General features: G+C 70.4%; 10 protein-coding genes and 1 pseudogene. 8 read left to right on the plus strand and 3 right to left on the minus strand.

Annotated elements, in window-relative coordinates:
- Positions 1-37 precede the first annotated feature (37 nt).
- The gene (locus H4W80_RS36985) at positions 38-943 is read left to right on the plus strand and encodes a glycerophosphodiester phosphodiesterase family protein (RefSeq protein ID WP_192789298.1); all 906 of its coding nucleotides are present in this window, start codon (positions 38-40) and stop codon (positions 941-943) included.
- Here the strand turns inward: H4W80_RS36985 and corA are convergent.
- Entirely contained in the window at positions 940-2,049 is a 1,110-nt protein-coding gene (gene corA / locus H4W80_RS36990) for a magnesium/cobalt transporter CorA (protein WP_192789299.1), read from the minus strand. The two genes, H4W80_RS36985 and corA, sit on opposite strands and share 4 nt — an antisense overlap.
- 353 nt (positions 2,050-2,402) lie before the next feature.
- Between corA and purD the strand changes: the two genes are divergently transcribed.
- The 4 genes from purD to H4W80_RS37010 all read left to right on the plus strand — a co-directional run bounded on the left by purD (position 2,403) and on the right by H4W80_RS37010 (position 7,284).
- The gene (gene purD, locus H4W80_RS36995; RefSeq protein WP_192789300.1) at positions 2,403-3,617 is read left to right on the plus strand and encodes a phosphoribosylamine--glycine ligase; all 1,215 of its coding nucleotides are present in this window, start codon (positions 2,403-2,405) and stop codon (positions 3,615-3,617) included.
- Positions 3,614-4,450 carry a phosphoribosylaminoimidazolesuccinocarboxamide synthase gene (locus H4W80_RS37000; RefSeq protein WP_192789301.1) on the plus strand — a complete coding sequence of 279 codons (837 nt, stop codon included), beginning with the start codon at positions 3,614-3,616 and terminating at the stop codon, positions 4,448-4,450. Before purD ends, H4W80_RS37000 begins: the two co-directional genes overlap by 4 nt.
- A gap of 77 nt (positions 4,451-4,527) precedes the next feature.
- A complete protein-coding gene (gene murA / locus H4W80_RS37005) occupies positions 4,528-5,793 on the plus strand; it encodes a UDP-N-acetylglucosamine 1-carboxyvinyltransferase (RefSeq protein WP_192789302.1) in 1,266 nt (421 codons plus the stop codon).
- Between the two features lie 201 nt (positions 5,794-5,994).
- Positions 5,995-7,284, plus strand: coding sequence for a GTP cyclohydrolase IIa (locus tag H4W80_RS37010; RefSeq protein ID WP_192789303.1), 1,290 nt, complete (start codon positions 5,995-5,997; stop codon positions 7,282-7,284).
- A gap of 546 nt (positions 7,285-7,830) precedes the next feature.
- Here H4W80_RS37010 and H4W80_RS37015 read toward each other — a convergent pair.
- Positions 7,831-8,265: a rhodanese-like domain-containing protein gene (locus tag H4W80_RS37015; protein ID WP_192789304.1), complete on the minus strand. Its 435-nt coding sequence runs from the start codon at positions 8,263-8,265 to the stop codon at positions 7,831-7,833.
- 164 nt (positions 8,266-8,429) lie between these two features.
- On the opposite strand from H4W80_RS37015, the gene H4W80_RS37020 reads away from it, so the two are divergent.
- A complete protein-coding gene (locus H4W80_RS37020; protein ID WP_225963863.1) occupies positions 8,430-9,449 on the plus strand; it encodes an EamA family transporter in 1,020 nt (339 codons plus the stop codon).
- Here the strand turns inward: H4W80_RS37020 and H4W80_RS37025 are convergent.
- Positions 9,384-10,622, minus strand: a pseudogene (locus tag H4W80_RS37025) (aspartate aminotransferase family protein); the annotation flags it as partial. The gene H4W80_RS37020 and the pseudogene H4W80_RS37025 overlap by 66 nt on opposite strands.
- Positions 10,623-10,727: 105 nt before the next feature.
- Here H4W80_RS37025 and H4W80_RS37030 point away from each other — a divergent pair.
- Positions 10,728-11,573: a fumarylacetoacetate hydrolase family protein gene (locus H4W80_RS37030; protein WP_225963864.1), complete on the plus strand. Its 846-nt coding sequence runs from the start codon at positions 10,728-10,730 to the stop codon at positions 11,571-11,573.
- A 9-nt stretch (positions 11,574-11,582) separates the two neighbouring features.
- Positions 11,583-12,659 carry a helix-turn-helix domain-containing protein gene (locus H4W80_RS37035; protein WP_192789306.1) on the plus strand — a complete coding sequence of 359 codons (1,077 nt, stop codon included), beginning with the start codon at positions 11,583-11,585 and terminating at the stop codon, positions 12,657-12,659.
- Positions 12,660-12,669: the final 10 nt, after the last annotated feature.

The raw sequence follows: 12,669 nt of genomic DNA on the forward strand, positions 1-12,669 counted from the left end.
TGTCGAGTCGTGACCCGGGCCAGGTAGGGTCCCCGGTGTGCGCGTTGAGATACATGGTCACAGGGGAGCTCGTGGCCTCTGGCCGGAGAACACCCTGCCGGGGATGAGCCGCACGATGGAGCTCGGCGTCCACGCGCTCGAGCTCGACGTGGCCCTCACCGCCGATCGGCGGCTCGTGCTCACGCACGACCTCACGGTCTCCGCCGTGACCAGTGCCGACCGGCGGCCGCTCAGGGCCGACGATCCGCTCTACCCCTATGTCGGCAAGCCGATCAACGCCCTCACGCTGGCGCAGCTGCGCACGCTCGACGTGGGCGTGCGGCTGCCGCGCCACCCCGACGACCCGTTCGCGCTGACGCAGGTCGCCATGCCCGAGACCAGGATGCCGACGCTCGGCGCGGTGCTGGGGCTGGTGAACGCCTACGAGGCGGAGGGCGTGCGCCTGCACGTCGAGCTGAAGTCCGACCCCACCAGGCCCCACCTGACGGCCGACCCCGAGCTGTTCACCGAGCTGGTCGTCGAGGAGCTCGACCGGCACGGCCGGCTGGACAACGTGGCCATCCTGAGCTTCGACTGGCGGATCATCACCCACGCCGCCGGGCTCGCCCCGGGCGCGCGGCGCTTCGCGCTGATCGAGCTGGACACCCTCCACTGGCACGACGGCCTGGGCGACGACATCCCCGCCGCCGCGCGCGACGCCGGGGCGACCACGCTCTCGCCCGAGCACGTCATGGTGGACGAGGCGCTGATGGCCCAGGCCCGCGCCGCCGGTCTCGACGTGGCGGTCTGGACCGTCAACGAGACCGGCCTGGCGGCGAGAATGCTGGACCTGGGAGTGGCCGGGATCGTCACCGACTATCCCGATCGGATGCGGGAGCTCTGGCGGGAGCGGGGGATGGAGCTGCCCGAGCCCGTCGGCCCGCTGAAGCCGGTGGGGGTCTAGAGCCAGCCGTTCCTGCGGAAGCCCCGATGGAGGAACACGCAGGCGGTGACCATGACGCCCAGCACCGCGGGGTAGCCCCAGACGGAGTGGAGCTCCGGCATGAAGTCGAAGTTCATGCCGTAGATGCCGGCGATCATGGTGGGCACGGCCAGTATGGCGACCCAGGACGAGATCTTGCGCATGTCCTCGTTGGCCAGGGCGTTCGAGCGGGCCAGGGCGGCCTGCAGGATCGAGCTGCACAGCTCGTTGGAGGCCTCCACCTGCTCGCAGACCCGGGAGAGGTGGTCGCCGACGTCGCGGAAGTATTCGCGCATGTCCGAGGGGATGACGCGACGCTGCGGCAGCGCGGCCATGGGGGACTGCAGCGGGGTGATGGCCCGCTTCATCTCCAGCATCTCCCGCTTGAGCTGGTAGATCCGGTTGATGTCGCGGGAGCTGACGTCGGCGAAGACCGTCGCCTCGACCTCTTCGAGCTCCAGTTGCATGAGGTCGGCGACCTGGAGGTACTGGTCGACGACGTGGTCGGAGATGGCGTGCAGGACGCCGGCGGGGCCGCGGTTCATCAGCTTGGGCTTGTCCTCGAGGCGCTCGCGGACCACGGCGAGCGGACAGTGGTCGCCGTGCCGCACCGTCACCACGAAGTCAGGGCCGAGGAACACCATGATCTCGCCGGCGGCGATGATCTCGCTGGTGGCGGTCAGCTCGTCGTGGTCGAGGTAGGCGATGGTCTTGAGCACCATGAACAGCGACTCGCCGTACCGCTCGACCTTCGGGCGCTGATGGGCCTTGACCGCGTCCTCGACGGACAGCGGGTGCAGGCCGAACACCTCGGACAGCCACTCGACCTCGGGGGCCTCGGGCTCATGGAGCCCCACCCAGACGAACGCGTTGGCGCCCTCGGACTCCTTGTTGCGCTCGCGGACGAGGTCGAGCGCCTCGACGATGCCGGTGGAGGCGACCTTCTTGCCCTGGACGTAGGCGCCGTACTCGACGATGGAGTCGACGGGGGGCACGCACATGTCACGCACCGGCTCGGCGAGCTGGAGCGCGGTGCGCGTCGTAAGAGGGTGACGGTTGATGCGACGGAAAAGCGTGGACGAGCGCATGGCAGTCCCTTTCCGCCCGACCTGGCACGCTCCACGCGCGATGAAACTTCACCTCACAGAATGCGTGGAGGCACGATCAGGCTGCCGGATTGGAGTGGTCGGGGGTATACGGGGTGTACGTGAGCGAGCACGTACTGCTGGGATCACCAGGATTCATCCCGGACCACCTCCAATCACATTGGGACGCCGCGAAGCCGCCCTAACTTACCACGGCCGGGTGAACTTCTTTGACGATACTCGCCAGGACCGTCTCGACTCAGGTAGAACTCCACAAAGTTATGGCCCTATTCCGGCGATTGGTGTGGCCGAGGCCCCAGCCTGTGCCTGGCTGCGGGCCTGCGACAATGGACCTCGTGCGCGTTCTAGTCATTGGTTCCGGAGGGCGTGAGCACGCCCTGTGCCGTTCCCTCAGCCTCGATCCCCAGGTCAGCGAGCTCCACTGCGCCCCGGGCAACCCGGGCATCGAGCAGGTCGCGGCCCTTCATCCCGTCGATCCGCTCGACCCCGGGCAGGTGGCCGAGCTGGCCGTGCGGCTGCGGGTCGATCTCGTGGTCGTGGGGCCGGAGGCGCCGCTCGTCGCGGGGGTGTCCGACGCGGTGCGCGACGCGGGCATCGCGTGCTTCGGGCCGTCGCGGGACGCCGCCATGATCGAGGGCTCCAAGACCTTCGCCAAGGAGGTCATGACGGCGGCCGACGTGCCGACCGCGCGGGCCAGGACGTGCGTCACCGAGGAGGAGGCGGCCGCCGCGCTCGACGAGTTCGGGGCCCCCTACGTGGTCAAGGACGACGGGCTGGCGGCCGGCAAGGGCGTGGTCGTCACCGGCGACCGGGACAAGGCCCTCGCGCACGCGCGGGCGTGCGAGCGGGTGGTGATCGAGGAGTTCCTCGACGGGCCGGAGGTGTCGCTGTTCGCGCTGTGCGACGGCAGCACGGCGGTGCCGCTGCAGCTCGCCCAGGACTTCAAGCGGGCCTATGACGGCGACCAGGGCCCCAACACCGGTGGCATGGGCGCCTACACGCCGCTGCCGTGGGCGCCCGACGGGCTGACCGAGCAGGTCATGCGGGAGGTCGTGCACCCGACGATCGGCGAGCTGACCCGGCGCGGGCTGCCCTACCAGGGCGTGCTCTACGTGGGGCTGGCGCTGACCTCCAAGGGGCCGAAGGTCGTGGAGTTCAACGCGCGCTTCGGCGACCCGGAGACGGAGGTGCTGCTCGACCGGCTGGAGACGCCGCTGGGCGGGCTGCTGATGGCGTGCGCCACGGGTGAGCTGGGGCTCGACCCGGTGTTCAAGGACGGCTCGGCCGTGACCGTGGTGATCGCCTCCGAGGGCTACCCCGAGGCGCCGGTCAAGGGCGACGTGATCACGGGGCTGCGGGAGACCGGCGACGCGTACGTGCTGCACGCCGGGACCGCGCGGCAGGGCGACGACGTGGTCTCCGCCGGCGGGCGGGTGCTCGCCGTCGTCGGCCACGGGCCCGACCAGGAGAGCGCGCGCCGGGCGGCCTATGACCTCGTCGATCGGATCGAGCTGCGCGGCTCCCACCACAGGACGGACATCGCCCGATGAAGCACGTGCACTCCGGCAAGGTACGCGACCTCTACCGGACCGACGACGGCAAGCTGCTGATGGTCGCCTCCGACCGCCTGTCGGCCTTCGACTACGTGCTGGAGCCGGAGATCCCCGACAAAGGGGCCATCCTCACGCAGATGTCGTTGTGGTGGTTCGACCAGCTCAAGGACATCGTGCCCAACCACATCCTGGGCCAGGGCGACGACTCCCGCAGCGTGCTGTGCAAGCCGCTGACGATGGTGCAGGTCGAGTGCGTGGCGCGGGGCTACCTCACCGGCGGCGGCCTGAACGAGTACCGCGCCGACGGCACGGTCTCCGGGGTCCGGTTGCCGGCCGGGCTCGAGGACGGCTCCCGGTTGCCCGAGCCGATCTTCACGCCGTCCACCAAGGCGCCCATGGGGCAGCACGACGAGCCGATCTCCTACGAGCAGGTCGTCCAGGAGGTCGGCAAGGAGACCGCCGAGGAGCTGCGGCGGATCACCCTGGCCGTCTACGCGCGCGGCGCGGAGATCGCCGCGGAACGCGGCATCATCGTGGCCGACACCAAGATCGAGCTCGGCTGGGACGCCGACGGGGTGCTGACCCTGGGCGACGAGGTGCTGACCCCCGACTCGTCGCGGTTCTGGCCGGCCGACGAGTGGCGGCCGGGCCGCGCGCAGCCCTCATTCGATAAGCAATTTGTACGTGATTGGCTGCTATCGCCCGAATCCGGATGGGACAAATCCTCCGGAAACCCCCCACCTGCGCTTCCCGACCACATCGTGGAGCGCACGAGGCAGCGATACCTAGAAGCATATGAGCGCATCACGGGGGCTTCCTTTAGCGGATGATTCGGCTGGGCCAGTTGGTGTTACCGACTACTGTTGGCCCGATCGAGCCTGACCGTTGATTTCAAGGAGCCGCACGAATGGTCCGTTACCGCGTGCGCGGTGGCAACGCACTGCGTGGAACCGCGTTCATCCAGGGCGCGAAGAACGCCGTGCTCCCCATGATCGGTGCGGCTCTGCTCGCCGCCAGGGGCCGCACCGTTCTACGCAATGTGCCGATCATCGAGGACGTCCGCCGCGCGGTCGAGCTGGCCGAGGCGGTCGGCGCGTACGTCGAGCTGCACGAGTCCGAGCGCACGCTGGTCATCGACGCCTCCAGGCTGACCAGCGCCGTTCTGCCGGCAGAGATCGCCAGGCGCTTCCGCGGTTCCGTCCTGTTCACCCCCGCCCTGCTCCACCGGCTGGGCGAGGCCATCATCGAGGGCATCGGCGGCTGCAACCTCGGCAGCCGCAACCTCGACTTCCACTACCTCGGCTACAAGCGGCTGGGCGCGCTCGTGGACGAGGGCGAGACCGTCATCCACGTCAAGGCGTCCGGCCTGACCGGCGCGACCCTCTACCTCGACACCCCGTCGCACACCGGCACCGAGAACCTCATCATGGCCGCCGCCCTGGCCAAGGGCACCACCGTGATCGAGAACGCGGCCCTGGAGCCCGAGGTGCTCGACGTCATCGACATGCTGACCAAGATGGGCGCGCGGATCAGTGGCGGCGGCACCGGGTTCATCACCGTGGAGGGCGTGGAGGAGCTGCACGCCGTCGAGCACACGGTGATGCCCGACCGGCTCGACGCGGGCGTGTTCGCGATGGCCGCGGCGATCACCGGGGGCGAGCTGAGCCTCGTGGGCACGGGCCTCGATCTCGGGGTCGTGCGCTACAAGCTGGAGCAGATGGGCGTCGAGTTCGCCCGGCAGGGCGCCGTCCTGCACGTGCGGTGCGAGGGCCCGCTGCGCCCGATCAACATCATCACCGACACCTACCCCGGCTTCGCCACCGACCTGCAGTCGCCGATGATGACCGTCGCGGCGCTCGCCGACGGCACCAGCTACATTCACGAGCGCATTTTCGACGGCAGGTTCGCGCTGGCCGGAGAGCTGAACAAGATGGGCGCCAACGTCGAGGTCGAGGGCAGCCGGGCCATCGTGCGCGGCCGCACGCCGCTGATCGGCACCCAGGTGACGGCCCACGACCTCCGCTCCGGCATCGCCCTGGTGCTCGCCGGCCTCGCCGCCGAGGGCGAGACCCACATCGACTCCGGATACCTCATCGATCGCGGCCACGCGCATCTCGCCGCCCGAATGCGCGCTCTCGGTGCGGACATTACACGAGAGATTTCAGAGCGCTAAAAAACGCCAGAAAAACCTCGTTGAGCTGCTAGGACATCTTGTCGGGCGGTCAACCTGAACGACTTTCCGGAAAAGTCGGGCGTGACATTACGGCCCCCGCGAGCGATCGTTCCAAAAGAGAGCACTGCAACGGACGGCAGGATGGGACGAACATTGGTCGAGAGGGCCGAAGAAACTCCCCGAGTGTCACGCCCGGGCGCTATGACACCGGACCTCACCATCGGCGTGGTCGGACCCCACGACCTGGTCGAGCGAGTCATGCTGATGGGTCATGCCGCGGCTCCGCTGCCGTGTCGCCTGGTCGCGGCCGCATACCGCGACGAACAGGAGGCGCCCGACAAGGTGACGCGGCTCGGACCCGGAGTCGACGCATGCTTGTTCGCCAGCCCGGTCCCTTATGACCTGGCCAGGCGTTCCGGTGTGCTGACGATGCCGGCGACGTACGTCCAACTCGGCGGAGCAGCATTGGTGGCGGCGTTGGCCAAGGCCGCGCTGGACACTCGGATCGACCCCCAGCGGGTCAGCATCGATGTGGTGAGCAGGGCAGATGTCGAGGAGGCGTACACCGACCTCGGCATCCCCGCGACGGACGTGCACAGCCGCGACGAGCCGGGTGCGACCGGCACGATCGCGGCCTACCACGAACGTCTGGCCAGGCAGGGTGCCACCTCGGGGGCGCTGACGTGCCTGCCCGCGGTGGCCGAGCGCCTGCACGCCGCGGGCGTGCCGGTCATCAGGATCAGGCCGACCTCGGGGGCGGTCCGCACGGCGCTGCACACCGCGGCGCTGCTGGGGGCACACCACCGGCTGGAGGAGTCACAGCTCACCGTGGTGCTGGTGGAGGTGCCGACGCTGCGCGAACCCGTGCGCCGCGCGGCACCCCGCTACTGGCGCGACGAGCTGCGGCTGTCGCTGCACCGGCTCCTGGTCCAGGAGGCGAACCGGATCAACGCCACCGTCTGGCCCATCGACGATCACAGCTATCTGGTTACCGCTACCAGGGGCTCGATCGCGGCGGCGACGGACGGGTTCAGGGTGTTGCCGTTCGCGGCCAGGATCAGGGACGAGCTGGGACTGGCGGTCGAGGTCGGCGTGGGCATGGGTCGCACGACGCATGACGCGGAGTCGCACGCCCGGGCGGCACTGGCCCGCACGCAGGCGGGCAAACAGGCACAGGGATTCGCGGTGGATCGCGAGGGGCGGGCGCTGATCCCGGCCCCGCGGATGCCACCGACCGGGTCCAACGCACTCAAACCGAAGGGAGTGGAAGTACTGGCCCGGCTGGCGGCCAAGCTCGAAGGCGGAGACACCGTGGTGGACGCCGAGGGCGCGGGCAAGATGCTGGGAGTGACGCCGCGTACGGCTCGAAGGTTGCTGCGCACGTTGGTTGACGAGGGACTCGCGTGGCCGCTACCGCCGAACCGCACACCGCAGCCTGGCCGTCCGCGCCAGCTGTACCGGCTGATCGTGGAGAAGCTCGGGCCCCGATGAGGGTCCGGGACTGAGCGTTTCGGTGCCGGGCCGCCTCTCGGCACCGAGCGTCACGGGCGTGGTCCGCGCCCGCGGGGCACTTCGTGCTGCCCGCCGTACGGGCCTGAGGCGTCTTTTGAGGCTGGAAACGCTCCCGGGGCTGGTCTGGTGCCCGGCGGGGAGTCGCCGCCCCTCTGTGTGCATTACGGAGTCGTGTGTGACTGTTGAGGGCTTTCGTATGACCTGGGGAACAGGATGGCATTGACAATCGGTGTCATCTTTGCGAACTCACGCATTGACTCTTGTGAACTCATTGGTTGACCCGTGTAGATCCGGGTATGTTCTCCAGTGCCCCCGATCGACGGGATTCGGACGGGGGCGCCAATTCTTTGAGGCGTCGGTCTTCCGCCCCCGCGCGCGTTCTGGCTGTGTGTTTCTGGCCGAGGTGCCGCGGTTTCGTCCAACACCACGTGGCTCGGCGCGTTTCCGCAGGTCGGAGGCTTGGAGCCGTGGTAGGGAAGCGGCCGGTTTCGGGCTGGTCCGCCCGGCGTTGCGGGCCGTGCGCCGTCAGCAGGCGCAGTCGATGCCGGACACCGGCGCCGTGAGGGCGTCCACGGGGCGCCGGGTGACGCCCGAGGCGCTCTCCACGGGGAAGCCCTCCCTCGCCCAGTACTCGAAGCCGCCGATCATCTCCTTGACCCGGTAGCCCAGCTTCGCGAACTCCAGGGCCGCCCTGGTGGCGCCGTTGCACCCGGGGCCCCAGCAGTACGTCACGACCGCGGCCTCCCTCGGGACCAGGCCGGGTGCCCTCGCGGCGATCTCGGCGGTCGGGAGGTGTACGGCGCCCTCGATGTGGCCCTGGTCCCAGCTCTCCCGGCTGCGCGAGTCGACGACCACGACGCCGGGGACCCCGGCGGCCAGGTCGGCGGCCACGTCCGAGACGTCGGTCTCGAAGGCGAGGCGGGCGGCGAAGTGGGCGAGCGCGGCGGCGTTGTCGGACATCACGGGATCGTTCCCTTCGTGGCGGGGTGACTCGCAGGATCGTGTCACTTTCCGCAGGTGGGAGGACAGTGGCGTGAATGCCTCGGATCGCTAATATCCCGCCAGAGTGCGATGTCTGATACCTGCCGGAGTTCTGTCGGAGTCGCCCGGTACAGTCATGAGCCATGCGTACGGACACCACTGACAGCCGGCCCACCGTCCTCGTCTGGGGCGCCCTGGCGGTCGTCTACGTGGTCTGGGGTTCGACGTATCTCGGGATCGGCGTCGCGATCGAGTCGATCCCGCCCATGCTCAGCGGGGCCCTGCGGTTCATCACCGCCGCCGCCCTGCTCGCCGGCTTCCTGCTGATCCGGTCGGGGCCGTCGGCCTTCAAAATGTCGCGCCGGCAGTTTTTCGGCGCGGCCGTCGTGGGCGTGCTGCTGCTGACCACCGGCAACGGGCTGCTGGCGGTGGCCGAGCAGTACATCTCCACGGGCCTGGCGGCGCTCCTGGTGGCCTCGGTGCCGCTGTGGCTGGTCGTGTTCAGGTTCGCCGTGCGCGACCGTCCCAAGCCGCTCACGCTCGCGGGCGTGCTGGTCGGGCTCGGCGGGGTCGCGGCGCTGTCGCTGACCGGCGCCGACGGCGGCAGCGGCGTCGGGATCGTGGTGGTCCTGCTCGGCTCGGTGTCCTGGGCCGTGGGCTCGTTCCTGTCGAGCAGGATCCAGATGCCCGCCAATGCGCTGGCCACCAGCGCGGTCGAGATGGTCGTGGGCGGCGCCGGGCTGCTGGTGCTCGGCACCGGAGTCGGCGAGCGGCTCGACGTGTCGGCCGTCACCACCAGGTCGTGGGTGGCGCTGGCCTACCTGATCCTGGTGGGGTCGCTGATCGGGTTCACCGCGTTCTCGTGGCTGCTCGGCAACGCCCCCATCTCGCTGGTGTCCACCTACGCCTACGTCAACCCGGCGGTGGCCGTCGCGCTCGGCGCGCTCCTGCTGGACGAGCCGATCACGACCCAGGTGGTCGTCGGCGGCCTGGTCATCCTGGCCGGCGTGGCGCTGGTGATCTCAACCGAGCGGAAGCGACCGAAGCGCGTCCTCGAAGACGTCGACGGTGGCGGCGACGTCGGCCTCGGTGTGGGCGGTGGACAGGAACCACAGCCCTCGCGGCACCATGTTGACCCCACGGTCGAGCAGCGCGGCGTGTAGGCGGGTCATCATGGCGCGGTCGGTCCCGGCGAAGTCGCGGTAGTCGCGCACCGCGGGCGCGTCGGTGAAGTACGTCTGGAAGACCGGCCCCGGCCCGTCCACCAGCATCGGGACCCCCACGCGGGCGGCGGCCTCGCGCAGGCCGGCCATGAGCTGACGGCCCCGCGCGTAGAGGGTGCCGTAGACCTCCTCGCGCCGCTCGTCCAGGATGCGCAAGGTGGCCTCGGCGGCGGCGATGCCGACGGGCTGGGAGTTGAACGTCCCGGCGTGCGCGACCTTGCCCGAGGAGATGGCGTCCATCACGGCCGCCCGCCCCGCCAGCGCGGACACCTGCATGCCGCCCGCCATCGCCTTGCCGAAGACCGACAGGTCGGGGCTGACGCCGAGGTACTCCTGGGCGCCGCCGGGCGCGAGCCGGAAACCGGTGATGATCTCGTCGAAGATCAGCAGGCTGCCGTAGCGGTCGCACAGCGCGCGCACCCCCTGCAGGTAGCCGGGGTCCGGCTCGATGGCGCCGGTGTTGCAGAGCACCGGCTCCGTGACGACGGCGGCGATCTGCCCCGCGTGCTCGTCCATGAGGGCGCTCAGGGCGTCCAGGTCGTTCCAGGGGCAGATCACCAGGTCGGCGGCGGGCGGCTGGCCCGCGGTGCCGGGGACGGGGCGCGGGTGGTCCTGCGGTCCCGCGTCGTCCAGGGACGGGTGGACGCTGTAGAGGACCGGGTCGAGCCAGCCGTGGTAGTGGCCCTCGAACTTGAGGATCTTGGACCGTCCCGTGAAACCGCGCGCCAGGCGCCAGGCGGCGTGCGCGGCCTCGGAGCCGACGGTGTTGAAGCGGACGCGCTCCGCCGAGGGCACCATCGCGCACAGCCGCTCGGCGACGCGGGTCTCCGCCGCGTGCTGGGCGGAGTAGACGATGCCGCGGGCCACCTGCGCGGCGACGGCCTCCACCACGGCGGGCGGGCAGTGGCCGAGCAGCGCCGGGCCCTGGCCGAGCACGTAGTCGGTGTAGACGTTGCCGTCGACGTCCCAGAGCCTGGCTCCCGATGCCCTGTCCACGTAGAGCGGCACGCCCGCGGTGCGGCGGGCGTCGCTGGAGACGCCGCCCGCGATGTAGCGCTGGGCATGGGTGTAGAGGTCGCGGCTGACGTCCAGAGTGCGGGTCATGCCGACCATCCAACGGCGGCACCTCGCCCGGCCACAAGAAAGAGAGCAAGAAGCGGGTCTAAGCGCAAATTTCGGTGCTTGTGGAGGTCACAGGGCCTTGATGGGCTTACGGACATGTTTCTTGGACGCATTCGGCGCACCGCTTCCGGCCCCGTCGAGCTGGTGGCCCGGCGTGCGCCCGGCGAGCTCGTGAGCCTGGCCGACCTCGGGTCCGACCCGGTGGCGGCCCTGGACTCGTACGGGCTCGACCGCCTGACCGAGCTGGTGGCCGGCCACGACGGCCCCACGCTGGACGAGGGCGCGGTCGTCTTCGAGCCGCCCGTGGCCACCTGCACGAAGATCTGCTGCCTGGCGCTGAATTACCAGGAGCACGCGGACGAGAGCGGCCTGGAGGTGCCGCCGGAGCCGGTGCTGTTCTTCAAGCCGCCGTCCGCGCTCGTGGGCCACGGCCACCCGGTCGTCGCCCCCGCCCGCACCCGCCACCTGGAGCACGAGGTGGAGCTGGCCGTGGTCATCGGCAAGGTGACCAGGGACCTGCCGGCCGAGCGGTGGCGCGAGGCCGTCGCCGGCTACACCGTGATCAACGACATGACGGCCCGCGACCTCCAACTGGCCAACATCGCCCGCAACGTGCCGTGGGACCAGTCGAAGGGGTTCGACACCTTCGCGCCCGCGGGACCGTACCTGGCGACGGTGGACGAGGTGCCCGACCCGCAGGAGCTGGAGCTGACCCTGGAGGTGGACGGCGAGGTCAGGCAGCGGGCCAACACCCGGCAGATGGTCTTCGGGCTGCCCCGGCTCATCGCCGACCTGTCCGACGGGATGACGCTGATGCCCGGCGATCTCATCGCGACCGGCACCATCGCCGGGATCGCCCCGCTCAAGGACGGCGACACCATGCGGGCCACGGTGGAGGGAATCGGGACGCTGGTGAATACGGTCAAATTTCGGTCCGCCTAAAGTAGAGGCATGACCTACGCCGTGGCTGCCCTGGTGGACATCGACGACTTCATGGTTTCCGAGAAGACCCGTGGCCGGCCGTGGGCGCTGCGCCAGCTCCAGCGCGCCGACCACGCGGTGCGCGCCGCCACGAGCGCCCGCCGCGACGCGACCTGCCACCCCCGGCCCCCGGAGGAGTGGCTGATCATGCTGTCGGGCGCCGATCCTGGCGCGCTGATGTCCGACGCGGAGGAGCTGGCCGAGGAGCTGCGGGCCAGGATCGTCCGCGAGACGGCGTGGACGGCCACGGTCAGCCTGGGCGGGCCCAGCCTCGAACACGTCGCGGCGGAGCGGGACGCCAGGCGGGTCAACGACTACAAGCTCGTGCTCGGCGGCGACCGGGTGATCGCGCCGCCCGCGCACGAGAGCGCCGCGCCGACCCCTCCGGTGCGCATCGAGCAGGAGCTGACCAGGCGGGTCCGCGCCGGTGACCGCAACGGCGCGGCGGGGCTGCTGGCGGGGTGGGTCGACAGGTGCGCCAGGGAGCCCGGGGCCGATCCGCGCACGCTGCGCAACTGGCTCATCGGCCAGCTGCTCTTCGTGGTGGACGTGGCCAACCGGAGCAGGCTGGCCGACGGGTCGACGGACTGGGTGGAGGCCTGCGCCCGGCTGCCGATCGAGGACATCATCATGGTCGGGGACATCCACGAGCGCTCCTACCTGCACATCTGGCTGCGGGAGACGCTGGGCCGGCTCATGCCGGCCGCGCCCCGGCGTGACGTGCTCGCGCTGGCCGAGGCGTACCTGGCGGAGCACTACACCGATCCAGGGCTGCGCCTGGCGACCGTGGCGCAGGCCGTGAGCGCGAGCCCGTACTACATCTCGCACCTGTTCGCGGAGGAGCGGCGGACGACGTTCCTGCGGCACCTGACCGGGCTGCGGCTGCGGCACGCCCGCCGGCTGCTGTCCACCTCGGCGCTGCCGGTGGACGTGATCGCCGCGCACACCGGCTACCCGACCGCCAAGGCCCTGCGCAGCGCCTTCCGGCGGTACGTCGGGTGCTCCCCCACGGAATACCGCAGGGCCGGGCTCCGGCCCGGATCGTGACCAGGAGGAC

It is taken from the genome of Nonomuraea angiospora (assembly GCF_014873145.1).
GTDB classification, from domain to species: domain Bacteria; phylum Actinomycetota; class Actinomycetes; order Streptosporangiales; family Streptosporangiaceae; genus Nonomuraea; species Nonomuraea angiospora.

Coding starts and splice junctions, on each gene's coding strand:
- corA (WP_192789299.1), bottom strand. CDS start 2,049: ATGCGCTCGTCCACGCTTTTCCGTCGCATCAACCGTCACCCTCTTACG.
- H4W80_RS37000 (WP_192789301.1), top strand. CDS start 3,614: ATGAAGCACGTGCACTCCGGCAAGGTACGCGACCTCTACCGGACCGAC.
- murA (WP_192789302.1), top strand. CDS start 4,528: ATGGTCCGTTACCGCGTGCGCGGTGGCAACGCACTGCGTGGAACCGCG.
- H4W80_RS37010 (WP_192789303.1), top strand. CDS start 5,995: ATGACACCGGACCTCACCATCGGCGTGGTCGGACCCCACGACCTGGTC.
- H4W80_RS37015 (WP_192789304.1), bottom strand. CDS start 8,265: ATGTCCGACAACGCCGCCGCGCTCGCCCACTTCGCCGCCCGCCTCGCC.
- H4W80_RS37020 (WP_225963863.1), top strand. CDS start 8,430: ATGCGTACGGACACCACTGACAGCCGGCCCACCGTCCTCGTCTGGGGC.
- H4W80_RS37030 (WP_225963864.1), top strand. CDS start 10,728: ATGTTTCTTGGACGCATTCGGCGCACCGCTTCCGGCCCCGTCGAGCTG.
- H4W80_RS37035 (WP_192789306.1), top strand. CDS start 11,583: ATGACCTACGCCGTGGCTGCCCTGGTGGACATCGACGACTTCATGGTT.